The organism is Mucilaginibacter sp. P4_A11 (assembly GCF_056402535.1).
Window position 1 is genome coordinate 16,800 of record NZ_JBFUHE010000015.1, and the last position, 20,308, is coordinate 37,107.

Annotated in this window: 19 protein-coding genes; 7 read left to right on the plus strand and 12 right to left on the minus strand. The window is 42.3% G+C overall.

Going from position 1 to position 20,308, the window contains the following annotated elements; genetic code table 11:
- Positions 1-7 precede the first annotated feature (7 nt).
- Complete coding sequence (locus AC1DUD_RS24295) at positions 8-895, minus strand: helix-turn-helix domain-containing protein (RefSeq protein ID WP_477379259.1); 888 nt, start codon at positions 893-895, stop codon at positions 8-10.
- A 229-nt stretch (positions 896-1,124) separates the two neighbouring features.
- Between AC1DUD_RS24295 and AC1DUD_RS24300 the strand changes: the two genes are divergently transcribed.
- On the plus strand, positions 1,125-2,345 hold the full coding sequence (locus tag AC1DUD_RS24300) for an OmpP1/FadL family transporter (RefSeq protein WP_477379261.1): 1,221 nt from the start codon (positions 1,125-1,127) through the stop codon (positions 2,343-2,345).
- A gap of 19 nt (positions 2,346-2,364) precedes the next feature.
- Positions 2,365-3,684, plus strand: a complete 1,320-nt coding sequence (locus tag AC1DUD_RS24305; protein ID WP_477379263.1) for an SGNH/GDSL hydrolase family protein — start codon at positions 2,365-2,367, stop codon at positions 3,682-3,684.
- Positions 3,685-3,764: 80 nt separating this feature from the next.
- On the opposite strand, the gene AC1DUD_RS24310 is transcribed toward AC1DUD_RS24305, so the two are convergent.
- On the minus strand, positions 3,765-4,592 hold the full coding sequence (locus AC1DUD_RS24310; RefSeq protein ID WP_477379265.1) for a patatin-like phospholipase family protein: 828 nt from the start codon (positions 4,590-4,592) through the stop codon (positions 3,765-3,767).
- 228 nt (positions 4,593-4,820) lie between these two features.
- Here AC1DUD_RS24310 and AC1DUD_RS24315 point away from each other — a divergent pair, with 228 nt between their 5' ends.
- On the plus strand, positions 4,821-5,024 hold the full coding sequence (locus AC1DUD_RS24315) for a hypothetical protein (RefSeq protein ID WP_477379267.1): 204 nt from the start codon (positions 4,821-4,823) through the stop codon (positions 5,022-5,024).
- 127 nt (positions 5,025-5,151) lie between these two features.
- Complete coding sequence (locus AC1DUD_RS24320; RefSeq protein WP_477379492.1) at positions 5,152-5,598, plus strand: DUF6896 domain-containing protein; 447 nt, start codon at positions 5,152-5,154, stop codon at positions 5,596-5,598.
- Positions 5,599-5,786: 188 nt separating this feature from the next.
- Here the strand turns inward: AC1DUD_RS24320 and AC1DUD_RS24325 are convergent, their stop codons facing one another.
- The 4 genes from AC1DUD_RS24325 to AC1DUD_RS24340 form a co-directional block, all read right to left on the minus strand.
- On the minus strand, positions 5,787-6,443 hold the full coding sequence (locus tag AC1DUD_RS24325) for a phosphatase PAP2 family protein (RefSeq protein WP_477379269.1): 657 nt from the start codon (positions 6,441-6,443) through the stop codon (positions 5,787-5,789).
- A gap of 220 nt (positions 6,444-6,663) precedes the next feature.
- Entirely contained in the window at positions 6,664-7,224 is a 561-nt protein-coding gene (locus tag AC1DUD_RS24330) for an isochorismatase family protein (RefSeq protein ID WP_477379271.1), read from the minus strand.
- A gap of 21 nt (positions 7,225-7,245) precedes the next feature.
- Positions 7,246-8,511, minus strand: coding sequence for an MFS transporter (locus tag AC1DUD_RS24335; RefSeq protein ID WP_477379273.1), 1,266 nt, complete (start codon positions 8,509-8,511; stop codon positions 7,246-7,248).
- Positions 8,512-8,538: 27 nt separating this feature from the next.
- Positions 8,539-8,976, minus strand: coding sequence for a MarR family winged helix-turn-helix transcriptional regulator (locus tag AC1DUD_RS24340; RefSeq protein ID WP_477379275.1), 438 nt, complete (start codon positions 8,974-8,976; stop codon positions 8,539-8,541).
- A 215-nt stretch (positions 8,977-9,191) separates the two neighbouring features.
- Between AC1DUD_RS24340 and AC1DUD_RS24345 the strand changes: the two genes are divergently transcribed.
- On the plus strand, positions 9,192-10,067 hold the full coding sequence (locus tag AC1DUD_RS24345) for a glycoside hydrolase family 25 protein (protein WP_477379277.1): 876 nt from the start codon (positions 9,192-9,194) through the stop codon (positions 10,065-10,067).
- A 158-nt stretch (positions 10,068-10,225) separates the two neighbouring features.
- Here the strand turns inward: AC1DUD_RS24345 and AC1DUD_RS24350 are convergent, their stop codons facing one another.
- On the minus strand, positions 10,226-10,585 hold the full coding sequence (locus tag AC1DUD_RS24350; RefSeq protein WP_477379279.1) for a DoxX family protein: 360 nt from the start codon (positions 10,583-10,585) through the stop codon (positions 10,226-10,228).
- Positions 10,586-10,679: 94 nt separating this feature from the next.
- On the opposite strand from AC1DUD_RS24350, the gene AC1DUD_RS24355 reads away from it, so the two are divergent.
- The gene (locus tag AC1DUD_RS24355; RefSeq protein WP_477379281.1) at positions 10,680-11,075 is read left to right on the plus strand and encodes a winged helix-turn-helix transcriptional regulator; all 396 of its coding nucleotides are present in this window, start codon (positions 10,680-10,682) and stop codon (positions 11,073-11,075) included.
- Between the two features lie 75 nt (positions 11,076-11,150).
- On the opposite strand, the gene AC1DUD_RS24360 is transcribed toward AC1DUD_RS24355, so the two are convergent.
- From AC1DUD_RS24360 to AC1DUD_RS24370, 3 genes are all read right to left on the minus strand, one after another.
- Positions 11,151-11,333 carry a hypothetical protein gene (locus AC1DUD_RS24360; protein WP_477379283.1) on the minus strand — a complete coding sequence of 61 codons (183 nt, stop codon included), beginning with the start codon at positions 11,331-11,333 and terminating at the stop codon, positions 11,151-11,153.
- Between the two features lie 70 nt (positions 11,334-11,403).
- Positions 11,404-11,907, minus strand: a complete 504-nt coding sequence (locus AC1DUD_RS24365; RefSeq protein WP_477379285.1) for an inorganic diphosphatase — start codon at positions 11,905-11,907, stop codon at positions 11,404-11,406.
- Positions 11,908-11,919: 12 nt separating this feature from the next.
- Positions 11,920-12,705 (minus strand): mechanosensitive ion channel family protein, encoded by a 786-nt coding sequence (locus AC1DUD_RS24370; RefSeq protein WP_477379287.1) that lies wholly within the window; start codon positions 12,703-12,705, stop codon positions 11,920-11,922.
- 172 nt (positions 12,706-12,877) lie between these two features.
- Between AC1DUD_RS24370 and AC1DUD_RS24375 the strand changes: the two genes are divergently transcribed.
- Positions 12,878-15,937, plus strand: a complete 3,060-nt coding sequence (locus tag AC1DUD_RS24375) for a glycosyltransferase family 117 protein (protein ID WP_477379289.1) — start codon at positions 12,878-12,880, stop codon at positions 15,935-15,937.
- 61 nt (positions 15,938-15,998) lie between these two features.
- On the opposite strand, the gene AC1DUD_RS24380 is transcribed toward AC1DUD_RS24375, so the two are convergent.
- Positions 15,999-16,901: a metallophosphoesterase family protein gene (locus tag AC1DUD_RS24380; RefSeq protein ID WP_477379291.1), complete on the minus strand. Its 903-nt coding sequence runs from the start codon at positions 16,899-16,901 to the stop codon at positions 15,999-16,001.
- Positions 16,902-17,112: 211 nt separating this feature from the next.
- Entirely contained in the window at positions 17,113-20,217 is a 3,105-nt protein-coding gene (locus AC1DUD_RS24385) for a lantibiotic dehydratase (protein WP_477379293.1), read from the minus strand.
- Positions 20,218-20,308: the final 91 nt, after the last annotated feature.

Here is a 20,308-nt window from a genome sequence, read left to right on the forward strand (position 1 = left end):
TTTCTTATCAATGCGCAGATATGGCCCTGTAATCAGATGGCGACATACCGGTATGTTTTTTAAAATATTTGCCAAACGAAGATTGATCGGGGAAATGGATACTCTCGGCTGCCCGGGCAATGCTGATATCATGGTTTCTTAGCAATACCTTGGCTTCAAGAATTACGGCATCGTCTATCCATTCACCGGCAGTCCTGCCGGTTACTTCTTTAATGGTTTCTGTTAAATGCTTTGAGGATACATAAAGTGCGTCGGCATAATACTGTACGTTGCGGTGTTCTTTATAATGATGAAAAACCAGGGCCTGAAAAAGTACATTCAGTTCCTGTTTCCTGGTTTGTTTTCCCTTTATTATGGTATGCTGCTTTTCATAAATAGCCTGGATCTCATAAAGCAACGTCATTAAAATGCTCCTGGATATTTCAACGTGGTATGGGTGACCTTCGCGTGCCAGCTTTTGCTGGATCAATAAATAAATCTCCAATATCATTTTCGCATCGGCACTGTCCGGATAGATCACCGGGATAGATGCACTGTTAAAATAACTGAACGATTCAAGAAAATGGCTGTTAACGCTATTTTCGATCAGAAAAGCCTTGCTAAAAACAACAAACCGGCATAAAAAATCAGGACTGCTGTTGTAGATCCTTAAAACATGAAAAGGGGTTGCCAAAAGCATGGCATCCGGCCGGGCATCGTAGATCTGTAGATTTACCTCAACCTTAGCTGTACCGCGGGTGCAAATACCTATAATATAACCATCCGAACGATAAGGATATTCGCTCAAACTTAATAATTGCTTTTCGTCAACAACAAAAAAATCGGCGCCGGCCAGCTTGTCCGCGTAAAGATCTGCAAATTTTGATAAGCTTAATTGTCCAACCTTATTATTCATATGATTCAATATTACAATTCAACTGCTGTATTCGTCAAAAAATTATAAAAAAGACAGTTGTAAAGCGGTTTTCTTTGTTTGATATTAAAAATAAGCTTTATCCGACTTTTTGACTAATATCTCCGCATTATAGCCCTTTTTTTCTTTCCAATCCAAACTAATTTTATCCCTGACAGTTTCAAGTTGTAACCTAAAAGCAATTTCCTGTCGCGAACCAATTATAATTCTTATGAAAAAAATTTTACTCTTGGTGCTCACCATGGCACCGCTGTTAGCTTTTTCCCAGGGTTTTCAGGTGAACCTGGAGGGGCAAAAGCAAATAGGTATGGGGCATACCGGTACGGGTATCGTACAGGATGGCGCTTCCGTATTTTTCAACCCGGGCGCTGTGGCTATGCTGCCCGAAAATTATGTGCAGGGAGGAATAAGTCCCCTATTTTTCAAATCAACTTTCAACCCAGCCGGAACATCGATACAGAACCACACTTCAAACGAAGTGGCGACTCCGTTCGAGTTTTATGCCGTATGGGGGCCTAAATCATCCTTCTGGAAATTAGGGGTCGGTGTTTATACACCCTTTGGCGGTTTAACCGACTGGGGCAATACCTGGCAGGGTAAATACGTTTTGGAAAGCCTTAACCTGAAAGCCATCTACATTCAGCCCACATTGAGTATAAAGCTGGCCGACTGGATGAGCATAGGCGGAGGCTTTGTTTATAACCACGGGAGTGTTGACCTGACACGGGCCATCCCCCTTGCAAACGCTAATGGCGAACCGGGCCAGGCCGAATTGAAAGGCGGCGGCAAAGGCTACGGATGGAATGCAGGTGTTTACTTCAAAACAGAAGCAGGTATAACCGTAGGGATCACGCACCGGTCGCAGGTAAATACTACCATTTCGGGAGGCAATGCTATTTTTAAAGTACCGGCATCAGTACAAAGCAGTTTCCCTCAACCTAATACTTTTAGCGCAACCATACCACTACCGGCCACCAATTCCATTGGTTTCGGCTTTTATCCCCGCAAATGGATCCTTGCCCTGGATGTTAACCTGGTTAACTGGGATTCTTACAAAACATTATCATTTGATTATAAAACCAATACGGCGGTATTACAGGATACGCACTCCGCCCGGAATTACCAGCAGGCATATAGTATACGCGGTGGCGCTCAATATAAAGCCAACGATAAACTTGCCCTCCGTTTTGGCGGCGGTTATGCCGGCACTGCTGTTTTAGACGGTTATGTAACTCCCGAAGCTCCTGATGCCAACCGTGTTTATGGTACCCTCGGTTTAGGTTACACGGTAGCCAAACACCTCGATATTGATATCTCATTTGAGTATGAGCACCTGATGCAGCGTACCCAAACCAATATCGAATCGCAGTTATCAGGAACATTTAAAACCGATGTATATATACCAGGCATCTCATTGGCTTATCATTGGTAACCCTTAAAGAAATTATTACATGAAAACGTTTAAACAACATATTTATATTATTGCCGGGGTACTGTTATTAGGTGCCTGCAAGCCCGAAATCCATACGCCAAAACCGTCTGCAGGTTCTGTTGATTTTTCAAGATACATCGCCTTAGGCAATTCGCTTACCGCCGGGTATGCCGATGGTGGCTTATATCTTGCAGGCCAGGAAGTATCTTATCCCAGCATTTTAGGCAAGCAAATGCAGGCGGTTGGCGGAGGTGCATTTTCACAGCCATTATTCAATACCGCCCAGGCAAACGGATCTGGTTATTTATCACTCACCGGGTTTAATGCTGACGGTACACCTATCACAACTCCGGTAACCACCAATCTTGCAATACGCGGGTTACTTCCTGTCCCCGGTTTTGGGAATGTTACTTTATATACTAAATATACCGGCGACATTAACAACTATGGCGTACCGGGCATTAAGCTGCTACATATTACTTACGCACCATATGGTAACCTTAACGGGTATTTTGAACGTCTGCTGCCAGGTAACGCGCCAACAAACTCCACCACTTATCTTGATTTTGTTATGGCCAAACCATTCACCTTTTTCTCAAACTGGCTGGGGAATAACGATGCTTTAGCCTATGCCACATCCGGCGGGGCGGGTGATGTACTGACAGACAAAAGTACTTTTGCGGCCTTATATAATGTATTGATCAACACCCTCACAGCTAAAGGTCAGAAAGGCGTGGTTGCAACCGTACCTGATGTAACCTCGATACCTTATTTTAATACTATTTCAGTTAATGCAATACTGGCAGGTGTACAAAAAGCAAACCCGGCAGCAAAGGCATTATACATCAACGCGCTGGTTTCGGGAAGTACTTATGCCCCGCGCGCGGCAACAGCTAAGGATCTTATCATACTAACCTTCCCTACAAGCAAGATCGGGCAGCCGGTTGCAACTCCTGTTGGCAATCTCCCATATGGTTTAACACCTTATACACCGATAGACAACCAGTATGTGCTTGACGAAAAAGAAGTGGCCCTTACGGCGGATTATGTTACTTCTTATAATAATACCATAAAATCGGTGGCAGCATCAAAGGGGCTGGCGGTATTTGATGCCTATACTTTTTTACAAAACATAAAACTGAACGGCCTGGTGGTTAACGGGGTAAGTGTTAATTCAAATTATATCAGCGGTGGACTGTTCTCGCTGGATGGGGTACACCTCACACCTCGCGGATATGCTATTGTGGCCAATGAATTTATCAAAGCCATTAATGACAAATATAGTTCATCAATACCCCAGGTAAATATCTCGGATTATAATGGGGTTAAGTTTCCTTAATAGTCTTTAGTTGAAAGCCTTAAGTTTTAAGTCGGAATTTACCCTATGTCGACTTAAAACTTAAGGCTTTCGACTCAGAACTAAGCAGTCGGCTTGTCTTTATTTTTTTGTGTCAGGATGATCTCTTTCAGTTTTTCGTTGGCTTTGATAGCTTTTAGGCCCTCTTCGTAGCCTATCATATAGATCTCTTCGGCTGCATCGGTATCAAAAATACCATAACCACCTAAACCATGAGGTTCAATAATTATATCGCACAGCATTTTATGGGTATTTAAACTTGCATTAATGGCTATCATCGCGGCCCTGTCAACCAGGTTCCCAAAGGATTTGATGGTTGTAACCACCGGCAAATGGTTACAGCACGAGCCAATGATCAGGTCGCAATTGCCTACCAGTGGTTCAACCGGGAAATTATTGAGGATCCCACCATCTACAAACATATGATCGTTGATCATAATGGGCTTAAAGATGCCAGGCAAACAGCAGGAAGCTAAAATTGCGATATCCAGTTCGCCTTCGGTAAAGTAAACCAGCTTTGCTTCGCCGAGGTCCACAGCCGGAATGGTAACACGCGTTTTGAGTTGTTGAAAGGAATTATGCCGGATATATTTATTAATTAAAACCCGGGCATGTAATATAGATACCAATCCGTTACTGCCAAATGCCGGACGCAGCAATTTGAGCAGGCTGTTTTCCCTGATCATCTGCAAAATCTCTTTTGGTGCATACCCTTCAGCAAAGAAAGCCGCACCAATAGCCCCGGCGCTTGTACCCGAGATATGCGAAAACTTAATACCATGATCGGTCAGCGCCTGCATCACACCTAAGTGCGATACGCCTCTTACACCGCCTCCGGACAGCGCTAATCCAATCTTTTTAGGGCTACTTTGATCGATGCCTGTATTCATTTTATATAATAATATTATCCCTCCATAGCTATAACAAGTAGCTGCGTATTGAGGTCAATATATTACTTTAATTTAAATAAGGTTGAATTTTTCATCAAATCATATTTCCATTATTAACCTTGCGGGATTACTTAAGCCTGTCTTATTGCATCATACAAATAACCTATTTTAGCTACCAGTAACTACAGATAATTAGATATTTCTGCTGTTTATTTACATTTGATAACTGTGAATAGAACAACCCAAACAATAACAGTAGGTTCAATCAGCCAGATTCCTTCTTTAGAGGTAATTAGCGATATACCTCGTGAAAAAAAATTAAAGTTGCTCTTTGAACATACTTTACAAAACCAGAGAAAAGAGATTGGTAACAAGCTAAAAAATGATCTTAGGGGATTTCAAGTCTCCATACCGTCACTCAGCCAGAAATAAATATTGCAAAACTGATAACAGATGAAGAAATTGACGAAAACCAGTTATTTTTCGAACAGTGTGCAAAGGATTACCGCACGTTAGGTGAATATTAATCAATAAGTTAGCTTCGAGATTATGTATTGAGATCAATCCCCAGTTCCCACTTAGTTCATTTAGTCCGTTTTTAGCCAACAAAAAACAAAGAGGAGCAATCAAAGAATGGCGTTATTTCCTTCATGGTTTTCATTGTGGGTTCGAACACAAAAAATCAGGTCAAACTATAGATGTACCACTTGTATTTGGGCTGGAGTTTGGTGATTTAGATCCTTATTTTTTTACAAGGTTCATTAAATCATCACAAGATTACCTTCCTTTACCTATAGAGATTTATGAAGATTATGCAGATGGTGTAAAGATAATTGAAAGAATGCTTGTTCTTGATAAGTTCGAACGCATAAGTTCCAATATTGAAAATCATACTGGTGTAGTTGTTAATGATAGAAGAAAAATCCACATTGAAGTTTACCGTGAAGAAGACTTAATCGATAACAAAAGGAAATTCAACCTATTGCGCTTTTTAGGATTAAAATGATGGGGTAGAACTCTTAACCTAATCTTTCCCGGTTCCATTTCAACTTCCTCAATCGCTTCCAATCGGTCAGCAGTAATCCAAAAAACAAATCAAGAATAGCTACCATATATTATCTGACAATTGATAAATAAAGATACAGATTAATCAAAAAAGTTCATAGGTCAAGAATGTCTCTAATTTCCGCCTCACTACTTTTTCAAAAATGACATCGCCGCCGCACTGCCCACACCCAATGTTAACCCGGCAGCCACATCAGTTGGATAATGAACACCAAGATACATCCTTGAATAGCTTGTAGCCCCCGCCCAGAAAAACGAAGGTGCTATCACATACCATTTAGGATAAGCTGCCGATAGCGCTGTGGCAGTGGCAAAGCTTGATGAAGTATGCCCTGATGGAAATGAGGTACCGCTTGCCCTGTAAACCGGGGTGATATTAATATTCTGAATAAATGGCCGCGGACGTTTAACTAAATGCTTGATAAGCAGCATAAATCCGTATGAAACAGCTGTGCTGCTGGCCACATAACCTGCATTTTGCCGCATCTCTTTGTTATTGCTGATAATACCTCCCACCAATAGCCCTGCGGGGATGCCGATATCGCCATACAAAACATTCTTACTCAGAAACATGAAAAATCCTGTTTGGCCGGGTGTCCGCTGATTTTGCAGGTCGATCATGACGCGATCGTCCCAACGCTGAACTGCCGGAGGGATAAACGCCGGACTATTCACAGTAATCTTTGCCGAATCGGCTTGGGCAAATAATTTATTTGTCGAACTAATAAACAAGCCCTGCAAATGAATTAAAACTACCAGGAATTTAAGCGGGGAGATTTTTTTCATAGGCGATTTTTTAGCAGTAATCTGCCGTACCGCTAATTTAGTTATAAATACCTATTGTATGGAGATTGTTTGTGTGCAGGGGGTAATTATGAAACAACATCACATAAAAAAGCGTCATTGCGAGGTACGAAGCAATCCCCTATAAGCAGGTCCGCCCTGTATAGTTTGGGATTGCTTCGTACCTCGCAATGACGCTTTTAATTATTAAATAGACAAAAAATCATCCCAACTTCTCAATGATCTCGGCAGTAGTACCTACCTCTCCTATCCTTGGGAAAATATACTTAAAACTGTTAGAATGGGCTTCGGCAAACATATCGGTCATGGCATCGCTGGCGAAGGCTATATTGTAGGCATACTCGTTGGCAGAACGGGCGGTAGCTTCAACACCTATACTTGTGGCTACACCGGCCAGTACAATTTGTGTGATGCTCCTTTTTTGCAGCTCCTCATGCAGGCCGGTATTATAAAAAGCGCCCCAGGTTTTCTTGGTGATAAAAATATCTGTTGGTTCAGTTTTAATTTCAGGGGCTATTTCGTTCCAGTCGGCCGGGAGCTCGGTCATGCTGTTACCTTTGCTATCCCGTCTTGTTTTAAATGCGTCGCCGGTTGGCTCAACATGAACAATAACTATTGGTTTACCGGCTTTACGAAAAGCTTCAACCAGTTGAGCCGATTTTTCAAGGATGCCGGCCATAGGATGCGCGCATGAAAGCTGTACAATGTATTTTTGAAGATCTATTAATACAAGTGCTGTGTTTTGATCAAGTGTAGTAATCATGGTAATTTGATTGTTTAATGTTCAAGAAATAACCTCAGCTGGTTGCTGTTGCTGAGCAGCAGCAAGAGCCTTCTTTTTAAGGCTGCTTTGCCTCAAGAAACTAAAATGTATAATGCCTAAAAGCAGCGCTACCATCCCCTCGGCCATTACGGTATCGGGCACACCTATCTTTTGCGAAACCGCACCAATGAGCAGACCTCCAAGCGGCTGCATCCCAAAAAAGGACATCGCATAAAAGCTGATCACCCGGCCACGCATTTCGGGACTGGCGGTGGTTTGGATAATGGTATTGCCAATGGTAATTTGCGACATCATGCCGAAACCCGTTATAGCCGAAAACAGCAACGCAACCGGGTAATTATGCATATGCGAAAAAGCGATTAGCCCTATACCAAATATGAGCGTATTAATAGCGAGGATCTTTTTCAGATCAGTACCGGCGCTTAACGAAGCCAGGAAAATTCCGCCGCCAAAAGCACCGAGACCAATAACGCTATCTATCACCCCAAAGGTTGAGGCTGTACCTTTAAAGATATCCTTAGCATAAACCGGGATCAACGTGCTGAAAGGCAACACAAACAGGCTTACCGAAGCCAGCATCAGCAATATAAATTTTATAGTAGGCGTGTTCTGGATGTATTGAAAACCTTCCTTTAAATCGGTAAGAACATTTTTACCGTGCGGTTTAGCAACAACTTTAGGCAGGCGCATCATCAATAGTGAGCCTATCACAGCAATAAAACTTACCGCGTTGGCGCCGAAGCAAACCGAATCGCCAAACTTTTCGAGTATCAGCCCGGCTATACCGGGGCCTATCAGCCTCGAAAGGTTTACCATCGACGAGTTAAGGGCCAGTGCATTAGGAAGATCGGCCTTATCATCAACCATTTCATATACCAGCGATTGCCGTGCAGGTACATCAAAAGCATTGATCAACCCCAATAAGGCCGTCAAGCCCAAGATTGCCCAAACAGAATAATAGCCAAAAAACACCAGTGCGGTAAGCAAAATAGCCTGCACCATTGAGGCCACCTGTGTAAATAGCAGCACTTTAAAGCGGTTATACCTGTCGGATACTACCCCGCCAATAAACGAGAACAGGAACGATGGGAACAGGCTGGCAAACAAGCTTAAACCAAGCATAAACTTGGAGTGGGTTTGCGAATAGATCACCCAGCTTACAGCTGTTTTCTGCATCCAGGTGCCTAATAATGAAACGGATTGTCCGGTAAAATACAACCGGTAGTTGCGGCTTTTAAAAGCGTTGAATGTGCTTATCTTACTCATCTATCTCTTCTTCTGTCAATTTTTTTGTTAATCAAACTCTATCAGTTTGGCTAATGGGACCAGCGCTTTTTTCAGGATCTCCTGCTCTTCTGCAGTACAGGTAGCCTCAAGGGCACGGTTAAGCCATTCGTCTTTTTCGCTTCTTGATTTATGGATGAGGTTCATCCCCTCTTCTGAAAGTGAGATGATCACCTTGCGTTTATCCAGTTCGGAGATGCGCCTTTTGATCAGCCCGAGGTTAAGCAGGTTGCTCAATACCTGCGACATGGATTGCGTGGTGATCTTTTCCATAGCAGCCAGCTCATTGGGCAGGATCTCTTCATGCTGAAATATCAGCGCCATGGTTGATCGTTCCGTAAGCGAAAGCTTTTCGGCAGTAGCCGAATTCTTCCTGATCTTTTTACTCAGCCGGCCTATAATAAACCGCAATTCAGAAGCCAGTTGGATCTCTTTTTCGTCGCTCATACAATTAATCAGTTAAACTTGTAAGTTTACCTTACAAAGGTAGAGATTGTTTTGTTAAGGAAATGTAAACCTTGATTTATTTGATTTAAGGATTTCCTGAATCAAGTTTTGAATAAAGCTCAATAATTTCAACTATAATCAACCGGCTATCAAGGGAATCCATTAATCCTAAAAATCAGGGTTCAAATCCCTGTTCGTTTTCGTAATTTTACCCCGTGCCTGCCCCTGAAAAGAAAACACCTGTAAAAAAGAAAGCGCCTGCCCACAAAAAACCGGCAGCCAAAGCAAAGCAGCAGGCCGGCTTTTCCACGCAATGGATAGTGGTTATCGGGGCGCTGCTGCTCATTCTCCTCTCTCCTTTTTACTATGGCTATATTCTAAAATTCGGTAGTGCCACCTGGCGGTGGATCATGGACTCTGGCGAGGATACCCATTACCGTAAGTATAAAAACTTTGCAATCCACATTCCCGATGGCTATTCGGTGTATGGTATTGATGTTTCATCATACCAGGGGCGCATCAACTGGAAACAGGTGAAGGCCATGCGCGAGGGGGATGTTCATATCAGTTTTGCATTTATCAAAGCTACTGAAGGCGTATTAAGTGTCGATCCATATTTTCAGCGCAACTGGCGTGAGGCACCAAAGGCCGGGATCATGTGCGGCGCTTATCATTTTTTTCTTCCGCAAAAAAGTGGTGTATGGCAGGCTAAGTTTTTCCTTCAAACTGTAAAAACCGAAAAAGGCGACCTGCCTATGGTAGTGGATGTGGAAAGGCTATATAAGACCAGTCCGGAGAAGATGCGGGAACAATTAGAGAGTTTTATCAAAACTATTGAAACACGTACAGGTATCAAACCCATCATCTACACTAATCTTAAATTTTACCAGGACTACCTGGAAGGTTATTTTGATGGTTATACCCTTTGGATAGCCCACTACTATCAGCCCAAATTGCTGGTATCAAACAAAACCAACTGGAAGTTTTGGCAGCACTCAGATAAAGCCCACGTTAACGGCATTAACCATGTTGTGGATTTCAATGTTTTTAAGGGAGATAGTACCGAGTTTGAAAAATTGCTGGTGCCGTAAGTGACGAAAATAAAAAATATTCTCTCCCCATCATTGCGAGGTACGAAGCAATCGCGAACTATATAGAGAAGACTTACATAGCTGCTCTGTATTTAGGGGATTGCTTCGTACCTCGCAACGACGACGTGGCGAGGTACGCAAGCTATACATCTCGCAAGTTACTGCTGTTTCTTATAATATAAAAAATACGATCCTCCCAAAATCCCCAAAAACACTAAGGGCATAACCCGGTTTGCTACCGGATCGCCGGATACGGTATGTGCTATAAAAGCTGATACAAAAACTATGGCAAATCCTGCATATGCCCATTCTTTTAGCCTCACGCCTACAGGTACCAACAATACCACAGCTCCAATAAGTTTGGCTATTGCCAGTTCGATCCTGAAATAATCGGGGAAACCTAAGTGGTGAAAGGCAGCAGCCATTTCGGGTTTGGTTAAATAGGAGTAACATGAAAAAGCCATCATCAATGCTACAATAGCCGTCAATATCCAGTAAAAGATCTTAGTAGTTTTCATTTGTTGTTGTTTGTTTTGCGCAAACTTAATTACCTTTGCTATCAAAAAGATACTACTATCCTAAAGGATACCGGTATCATTAAGGATAGCAAGTATGACTAACGAACCAATCATTCACACTAAAGCGGCCTGCAATGCAGCGGTAAATGCAGTACGGGATACCCTGTATGTGGTAAACGGCAAATGGAAGTTACTAATGCTGGTAAGCCTCATGACAGGCCCTAAACGGTTTAAGGAACTTCAACGCGATCTGGAAAACATCACGCCCAAAGTGCTTTCGAAAGAGTTAAGAGATCTGGAATTGAACGGTTTTATTAAAAGGCGGGTTTATGACACCACACCTGTAACCGTAATTTATGAACGAACCGAATATGCAGATTCTTTGAGCAGTGTTATTAATGAAATGCGTGAATGGGGTATGAAGCACCGGGAACACATTAAACAAATGAGCCGCGATGAAGCCGAAGCCAGAAAAGCTGTAGCAGTTTAATTTTGTACGTTTACTTTAAGATCAAATACAAAGCGCCTCTGCCCGGTAAACAGCCGCGCTTTATGAATAAGAATATTACCCTTTTTTTCTTTCGGGATGATGGGCACTGTCCTTGCTTGATGTTTGGTCGGCGCGCTGTCCACCCGCGTTACTGATGCCCTTTTCTTTTTGGGCATTATTGTGGTTAGTAAAGGCACGGTCGGCAGTTGGCTTGCCTTGTGCATTGGCATTATTCTTAAAACCCCGTTGAACTTTCATAATAGCTGTATTTAAATACAACAATGTTTATATAATTACTACAAGCAAACGCTGATGGAGCATCTCAAAACTACTCATCACCGATAATTGCGTTATTAACAAGTTCCATAGCACCCTCTGCACCAAGGCGTTCCATTAATTTAAACTCTTTAGATTCGAGGCGGCTGTAATTAGTAAAAAACGCTTCTATTTGGTCTACCAAACTCGGTGGCAGTTGCGCGGCATCATGTAAACCGGTAAAAATTTTTGACACCTCGGGTACTGCCAAAAACCTGTCATTTCGGTAATGCTGCCCATCAGGAGTGGTTTGTTCAACCTTAAATGCCCCTATCAACCGGCAATCTATCACACATCCCGGAAAAGTACCTATTTCTGATATAACCAGCACATCCAGCGGATCCCCATCGCCGCCCAACGTGTTAGGTATAAAACCAAAATCAAAAGGAAAAACCATCCCTGCCGGCAGTAATTTTTTAAGCCTAAACTGCTTTTTAGCAGCATCATACTCATACTTATGGCCGCACCCCCTGGGTGTTTCAACAATTACAGTGATGTTATTTTCTAAATTATTCATATTATGTATGCTTTATAAACCCGGTATCTTGATTCCTGCTGCTTTTATATCCTGCAAAATATTTTCCTGTATGGCCAGCTTAGTATCCTGGAAGCCGTGCGCATGTATCCAAACATTCACCCCAACGCGGTAACCGTCGGCATCTAACCCTGCTACACCTATCCGGCGATCGGGCGTCTCCAATATGTTTTTTGATTTATCTATAGATGAGTTAATGACCGATTTCACCTCATTGAAATCGATATTGTTAGCAAATTTCAATTCAATGTCCAGCCTGCGGGTCCCTTCCCTGCTAATGTTGATGATCACCTCGTTTGATAGTTTACTGTTAGGCATAATAACTATCCTGTTATCGAAAGTTTTGACCACAGTATAAAAGATTTGGATGGCGGTTACTGTGCCTTCAAGGCCCTGTGCTATGATATTATCGCCCACAACGAAAGGTTTGAGTAAAAGAATGAGCACACCGCTGGCAAAGTTCTGTAGCGTACCCGAAAGTGCCAGGCCAGCAGCTACACCAAAAGCACCAACAAGTGCCGTAAACAGGGTAATAGGCACACCCATGATCTGCACAACCCCTAAAATCAGCAGCACACGTAATACAACCCCTACAAGGCTTTGCAAAAATGGCTTTATTGTAGGATCTATTTCCTTTTTTTGCATATGTCCCTGCCACCATTTGAGCAGCAAATTAATAAGCCATAAGCCAATAAATAACACTACCAACCCTATCAAAAAACTGGGCGTATAACGGATCACCCAAATGTATACCTGTTCATAAAACTTCTCTATCTTCATAATACAGTTATTTAGCTTCTGAATAAAAAACAACTAAAGCTTAACGCATATATGAAGGAAGGGTTTGTTTTAACAACCATTTAACACTTCAGCCCGTCAAGTGTTAACAAATGTTAAAAGTGTTAAATTTCAATACGTTACCATTTTTAAGCCCTAATTTGGTGTTAACTATTTGAAAAAACTTTTACACTTTATCATGAGCTACAACAAGATCAACAACCTTTTAGGCTGGCTTTGTTTTACCCTTGCATCCCTAACTTACATCCTTACCTTAGAGCCCTCAGTAAGTTTTTGGGACTGCGGCGAATTTATTTCCTGCGCCTATAAACTCCAGGTATCGCACCAACCTGGCTACCCGCTTTTTGCCATGATAGGCAAAGCCTTTTCCCTGCTCTCTATGGGCGACAGGACTAAAGTTGCCTACTTCACCAATCTGGGTTCGGCATTGGCCAGCGGGGCTACCATCATGTTTTTATTTTGGAGCATAACCGCGCTCGCCAAAAAATTGCTTGCTATAAAAAGTACCCCTGTTAATATAACCCAAACCTTACAAATTATGGGTGCCGGTTTAACCGGCGCCCTTGCATTTACTTTTACTGATACCTTTTGGTTTTCGGCTGTGGAAACTATTGTTTTTGCATGGTCGTCATTATGCACAGCTGTGGTATTCTGGGCTATTTTAAAATGGGATGCCGTTGCAGATGAGCCACGTGCCGACAGGTGGCTGGTTTTTATAGCCTATGTAATCGGTCTTTCTATCGGCATTCACCTGCTTAATTTATTAACTATACCGGCTTTGGTTATGGTATATTATTTCCGCAGGCATAAAAAAATCAATATTAAAAGCGGTCTTATAGCGTTTGGCGTTAGTATCCTGATCCTGGCATTTGTTCAGTTTGGCATAAGGGGATATACTATTGCGCTCGCCTCCCGGTTCGATCTGTTTTTTGTGAATACTATAGGTTTAGGTTTTGGAAGCGGCGCTTTCTTCTTCTTTTTATTGCTGATCGGATTGCTTGTAGCTGGTATCTGGTACAGCATCCGCAAACAGAAGCATTTTTTAAATGTAAGCCTGCTTTGTATCGTGTTCATTTATTTTGGCTACAGCTCATTTGTATATATCCCGATCCGGGCATCTGCAGGTACCAACCTCAATAACTCGCACCCCAGCGATGCCTTTACCATGTATGAATATCTCAACCGTACCCAGTATGGCGAAACACCTTTGCTTAAAGGCCCTTTATTTGATGCCAAAATAACCGATGTTACCGATGGTACGCCGCTTTACCGCAAAGGCAAAAAACAGTACGAGGTAGCCTATAACAAGCCTAACTATATTTATGACCATACCAGTATTCTACCCCGCATGTGGTCGACAGAAGAGAATACCACCTACGCCCAGGATGCACAGTTTTATCGCGACTGGCTCCAGCTAAGTGATAACGCCACTCCTACCTTTTCGGACAATTTAAAGTGGATGTTCAGCTGGCAAATGTACCAGATGTACTGGCGCTACTTTATGTGGAACTTTGTTGGCCGCTACAATGATGACGACATGGAAGGTCAAACCAATATGAATGGCATAGGCGGCAACTGGACATCCGGTTTGTTCGACAATACTTCCAACACACCAAAATCCATATTGAATAATGTTACCTATACTCCTCTTTATGCCCTGCCTTTAGTAGTCGGCTTGTTGGGGATGCTCTATCATTTCAAAAAAAGGAAGAAAGATGCGCTGGTAATCACGCTGCTATTTTTCTTCACCGGGCTGGCCATTGTACTGTATGTGAACCAGCCGTCGGTACAACCGCGCGAGCGTGATTACTCGTACGTTGGTTCCTTCTATGCTTTTGCCATTTGGATTGGTTTAGGATTGATAGCACTGATCGATCTGATACCTAAAAAGATCAATCCGCGGTTTGCAACAATTGGGGCCTTTGTTATTTGTACCATTGTTGGCCCAATTTTACTGGCAAGTAAAGAATGGAAAAACCACGACCGCTCAACTAAAATGGCGGCACATGATATGGCTTACAACTACCTGATGTCCTGCCCTAAAAATGCAATTTTGTTTGATCTGGGCGATAATGATACCTACTCCCTTTGGTACGATCAGGAAGTAGAAAACATCCGCCCCGATGTACGTATAGTAAACCTGAGCCTGCTAAGCGCAGATTGGTCGGTAAGGCAAATGCAGCGCAAAATAAACCAGGCCGATGCACTGCCTATCACCATGAACTTTGATAAATACAAACTGGGCACCCGCGATGTGATCAGGTATAACGATGCTAAAATATCTGGCTATACCGACGTGAAAGATATATTTGACTTCATTACTTCAGATGATAAACGTACCCACGTTGAATACACCAACGGCACTACCGAAAACTATCTGCCTACCAAAAACTTCAAACTTGGGGTTAATGCAGATGATGTAATGAAGAACAAGGTTGTCACACCCGAACAAAAGGGTTTGTTAACAGACACAATGAAATGGAAATTTCCACCGGCATATATCACCAAAGAAAATCTTGCACTGATTGATATCCTGGCACATAACGACTGGAAACGCCCCATCTGTTTTACAACATCCATCAGCCCATCAAGCATGATCGGTTTGCAGCCTTATTTATACCAGGAAGGTTTTGCTTACCGCCTGCTGCCTTTCAAAACTGATTCATCATTAGCCGATCAACTTTCAAAAACAAACAGCCTGGTCATGTACAGCAATGTGATGAACAAGTTTAAATTCGGCAATTTCAAAACAGCCAAATACCTTGATCAGCAATCAACCCAGGTATTTTACCCACAAATGGTATCTACTTTTTCAGATCTGTCGGCAGGGTTATTGAAAGATGGGCACCCTAACCTTGCACTAAACGCACTGCATAAATATGAAGATGTAATGCCAGATATTAACCCCAACTTTATGGCAGCACAAGGTAAAATTACTATGGCCGATACTTCTTACAAGCTTGATTATGCCAAACTGGGCAATAAGCTAATTAAAAGTGTAAACGGCTACTTAACCGATAAGCTTGATTATAACTACCATCAGTTGCAAAAGGATACAGGCAGGTTAAGCCCGCGCGATGTACAGATCAGTATGCAGCTCTTAAACAATATGGTAGCTATTACTCATAATGGCAACCAAAAGGAATTGAGCGGCCAATTACTTGCCCAGCTTAATAATTACGCCGATAAGTTTAAAAGTATTCTCCAGCTCTAAACAACCAACATATATATGCTATGGGGCAGGCTATTTAATTTAGCCTGCCCCTTTTTATGTTTTAATAATTCACGTATTTCTCGTCGAAAGTACCATCGGCATACAGATCTATCAAACCATAACCTGGGGCCGTTTCGCGGCGGTTACCCTCCCACCATGCACCCGAAACGGCGCCGTTGCACAGGTAGGTAACATTGTTATAAACCACCTTATCGCGCATGTGCAGGTGCCCGCTCAGGCATAGCTTTACGTTAGGATGCTGGTAAAACAGGTTGATGATCTTAGCGGTATCGGTATGCATATCGCCGCCAAGCATCGTCCATTTGTTTACAATATCATCCTCAATCATTAGCAAGGCCGTCAAGATCGGTATGTGCGACATTACCATCACCGGCATATTTGCGTCAGTAGCTTTCAACTCGTCACTGAGCCAGTTAAGTTGCTCATCTCCAAGCTTACCTATGTACCAGGTACTATCAATATCTAAATGAACGCTATCAAGCACAATGATCTTCCAGCCGTTTTTAACCATGCTGTAGTAAGGCTTTACGAGCTGTAGCTTGTCCAGTGCATATTTTTTCCCGTATATGGCTTGTCCTTTATCGTCTTCATACCACCAAATATCATGATTGCCTAAGCAGTAATGAACGGGCAGGCTGCATTCATTCTTCATGATATTTTGCACCAGTTTCCATTGATCATTAATGGTGCCGATGTTCTCCTTGTTCATGTCAAAAACAATATCACCACCATTTAACACCATATCAACCTTTGGGGTTTGCTGCTGCAGGTGATGCAGGCACCTGGTGAACCTGGCCGGAGCATCAAACTTATCCTTCAGGTGTACATCGGTAATATGGGCTATTCGTAATGCAGGCTTTGCAGTTGATGTTGTTTTGCCAAGTGCCAATGAAGGCGCCAGAAGCAGGCCTCCTATATTTTTTAGTGCTAATCTTCTTTCCATAATGTAAAAGTTGCCTTGCAAGCAAAAGCAGGGTCAAAAATACATTTATAATATTGGTCAGAGATAGGAACAGCTGTTAAACTTTTATTAAGAAAACAATGGCCAAAAACTTAAACAAAACAAAAAAGTCTTCCAGGTTAATAGAAGACTTAATGCGATTTGTGTAGGGAAGGTTAAAGTATTATTTCAGATGATTTACCCTTTATTTTGGTTAGTGCAGGTATGGACTGCCTGAACGATAATCCCCCGCAGCGTATTTGCTGCCATAGCCCATTTCTTTATCCTGTAAAACCGATTTATAATAAAGCAGCAGAAAATCGTATACACCAAGTTCGTGAACCCGCTGCCTCGTTTTAAATAAACGGTTCATACTCATCTGAATAAGACTGATCACAACTAAGTTCAGATCCTGCGGGACCGTGCCAGATAAGATCAGTTCAGAAAGCAGTAAAGTTGCCGATCTATTGTTTAAACTCCGGTACCTGAGCAAATCGTCGCCAATAACCGCGGCACCTTCGGCAAAGAGCCCTTCAATTTTGTTCCTGTAGTGCCTGTATTTAAAAGTCAGTTGCTTTGAAAGCAGGTTATCATAGTTAGCTTCGGGATATGATGACGCGACAAGCAACTCCATCAGCTCTATTTTTTGCAGGGGCTGAAAATCAAAATCATTCAAAAGCCTGTCAATCGACAAAAGGCCCCAAAGCCACCTCACCTCCTCAAAGTTTTCGGTCATATCAGCCCTTGATATAAGGCTGGCTATGGCGAGGCTATCGTTAAAAAACAATTGTTCAACGAGTTCAATTGATGYTTCGCCATAGCGTTCCAGCTCGCGCTCGTAAGTATCAAACTGAACTTTCCAGATCTGCTTTGATTTGATCAGGGCCGAAAATGAACTGTTTATGCTTTGAATCACCCTGCCCAACGCAAACACTGAGGCCAGGTGAACCCTGAAACGAATGTGGGGCTCAGGGTCGGCATATCGTACATAAAACCATTGATCAATCAGGTCTTCGTGGTAAAGTTTTTTGCTTAGTTGTATAAGTTCATTTCCAATTATCTGATCGGCAGTTTTAACGCCGCAATACAATTTCACATACAACCATTCATCGCCAGGAAAAAACTGGCGTTTAGCCGCGTTTGTACTCAACGGCGCCATGCCTGCATATTTACCGCTTATTTTTTCGCTGCGTTTTAAAACAGCAACAAACTGGTTACCAATAAGCTTTTCATCCTTCTTTTTAAGCATGATGTTATTACGTTCGCCGATGTATTCCTGTAAAGTAATTTCATTCTTTTTTTTGCACGATGAAAGCCATGCAGCAACCTCAAGCCTGCTGTTGGTATGAACAACCAGTTCATTGTCGGTATCGGTAAAAACAAAAGCTTCAGGCAGGTTCCAGTATTTTATAAACTTCGCCCACGCTCCGTAGTAATCAACAGCTATTTCTTTTAACAGCTGCTGTAAATCGGCATTGGTTATATACCAGGTTTTTAAGGCTAATATTACACCTTCAAAAACTATCCTCGGCGTTTTGGCTACCCCAAGTTTAGGCAATATATCAAGGTTAAAACCAAGTTGATATTTTGTATCCTGGCACTGCAAATCGGCCAGAAACTGATATACAGGCAAAGCCGTCATACCATAATTATATGCCGCATTTAAACGTGGAATTATCCTTTTGCCCAATTTGGCCGACCGCAGCACAACATTGTTTCCTTTGACAGAAACAAGCAGATCTGTTAAATTAACTTCCTGCCCACCGGCGCTTACCGGCGTTTGAAACTGATAATTACGGTATGGCGCCGAAGTAAAATTCCCCAAACAATCGTCGGGCGTGTGTACAATTTCTGCAACTATTGCCGGCTCATAGAGCCGGGCCTCAGTTTTAGCTATTTCGTCAAGGACCTGGCCAAAGTTTCTATCAGTACTGGCCAAACGATCAAGCATGGCTGTACCTGCAGGCCACCCACAATGTTCAAGATAAAGCAATGGTTCATCATGACCCGAAATACGGAACATTACCGAAAAACTTGGGGGCAACTCGTCATCATTGGCCTTGATATTTTCAAATTGCGAGTTTTGCAAATGAATAATTTCTTGCCCGGGATTATTAACAATTTGCCCGATAAGCCATTTTACGGCGCTGGTATATTGTAAATCCCCATCATCAAGTACATGATTCGATGATTCTCCAAAACTTTTTGTTGCATAGCCGATGCCTTTTTCAGGGTCAAGCACATCTGTTAGTGGAATCTCCTGCTCATGATACCGGTCACCGAAGCGTTTTATAAACGTTTCCAGATTTTTACTTTGCCGCCTGGGTGTAATCCGGTTAAGCATATCAATGGCGTCAAGCAATTTATCAGCATAAGCTTTATCGAGCGTAGCTGAGGCCCCCTGCCTAAAATAATCAACCTGCAACAGTGTTCCCTGTGAGGCGTCACCTAACAAATCTTTCAAAATCATAGCTACCTTATTATTTTTTTCAATTACACTATCAGTGCACATCAGCGCCTGCTTAATGGTATTTAGTTTTGATAAATGGGTTTTAATATTCTCGCTTTTATCAGCTAACCGCGCTAAAATGCCAATGGCCTGATCAAGGTATTCTTTATCACCAATACTGGGTTCAAGCTCACTCCACAAAACCTGATTTTCAATAAGTTGATTTAATAAAACAGTGGCATCTCCCACGGTTTTCCCAAGTGTTTGCGTTGTAAATGAATGTATTGAATTATATGATCTGGTATTTTCGCAAAACCCGATAATAGCCTGCAGGTCATGAGTTGCCTTTACCGATGATGCTCTGTACTTACCACTGTTTAACGTTTGATGATCAATTTTGCGATAGGCCCCGTTTAAAGTATATAGTGTTTTATTTACCTTATAACTTAACAATGTACGGGTGGCCTTATCATTTAGTAATTGACGGTTTATATTAACCGCGGCGGTAACATTAAGCCTTACATGCTGATATTCGCCGCCAAGCTTTAAATTAGTGGTATCCCCCCACTTAACAGGAGCGCAACCTGCAAATAACCCTAACGGATTGGTACCGGTTGCGCTCCTGTTAATAAATTTGGCAAGAGTTACTTCAAACCTTTCCTGCTTTTTTAAATCGCCGATTTTATCCAGGTGTAGGGCCGCTTCGTATAAATCTTTCGAGGTAAGCCAAAGCGCCTGCATAAATAGTTCATCTTTAAGGAATGCCCGTATGGTTTCCTTATCAATCGCTTCTACGCAATCAAATGCAGGAAACCTGAGCATCAGGCCTGATGAAAATTTATATTGCCCGGAAAGCTTTGCTGTTTTCATTATAGTTGCCTTTTGATGATAACTGCATTATAATAATGAGCCATTTTTCAAACTATTACTTAACCTAACGGTGGATAAAAAGGCCACTGAT

Bases quoted from the DNA above. Each gene is read 5' to 3' on its own strand.
- AC1DUD_RS24295 (WP_477379259.1), bottom strand. From the start codon at position 895: ATGAATAATAAGGTTGGACAATTAAGCTTATCAAAATTTGCAGATCTT.
- AC1DUD_RS24300 (WP_477379261.1), top strand. From the start codon at position 1,125: ATGAAAAAAATTTTACTCTTGGTGCTCACCATGGCACCGCTGTTAGCT.
- AC1DUD_RS24305 (WP_477379263.1), top strand. From the start codon at position 2,365: ATGAAAACGTTTAAACAACATATTTATATTATTGCCGGGGTACTGTTA.
- AC1DUD_RS24310 (WP_477379265.1), bottom strand. From the start codon at position 4,592: ATGAATACAGGCATCGATCAAAGTAGCCCTAAAAAGATTGGATTAGCG.
- AC1DUD_RS24325 (WP_477379269.1), bottom strand. From the start codon at position 6,443: ATGAAAAAAATCTCCCCGCTTAAATTCCTGGTAGTTTTAATTCATTTG.
- AC1DUD_RS24330 (WP_477379271.1), bottom strand. From the start codon at position 7,224: ATGATTACTACACTTGATCAAAACACAGCACTTGTATTAATAGATCTT.
- AC1DUD_RS24335 (WP_477379273.1), bottom strand. From the start codon at position 8,511: ATGAGTAAGATAAGCACATTCAACGCTTTTAAAAGCCGCAACTACCGG.
- AC1DUD_RS24340 (WP_477379275.1), bottom strand. From the start codon at position 8,976: ATGAGCGACGAAAAAGAGATCCAACTGGCTTCTGAATTGCGGTTTATT.
- AC1DUD_RS24350 (WP_477379279.1), bottom strand. From the start codon at position 10,585: ATGAAAACTACTAAGATCTTTTACTGGATATTGACGGCTATTGTAGCA.
- AC1DUD_RS24355 (WP_477379281.1), top strand. From the start codon at position 10,680: ATGACTAACGAACCAATCATTCACACTAAAGCGGCCTGCAATGCAGCG.
- AC1DUD_RS24360 (WP_477379283.1), bottom strand. From the start codon at position 11,333: ATGAAAGTTCAACGGGGTTTTAAGAATAATGCCAATGCACAAGGCAAG.
- AC1DUD_RS24365 (WP_477379285.1), bottom strand. From the start codon at position 11,907: ATGAATAATTTAGAAAATAACATCACTGTAATTGTTGAAACACCCAGG.
- AC1DUD_RS24370 (WP_477379287.1), bottom strand. From the start codon at position 12,705: ATGAAGATAGAGAAGTTTTATGAACAGGTATACATTTGGGTGATCCGT.
- AC1DUD_RS24380 (WP_477379291.1), bottom strand. From the start codon at position 16,901: ATGGAAAGAAGATTAGCACTAAAAAATATAGGAGGCCTGCTTCTGGCG.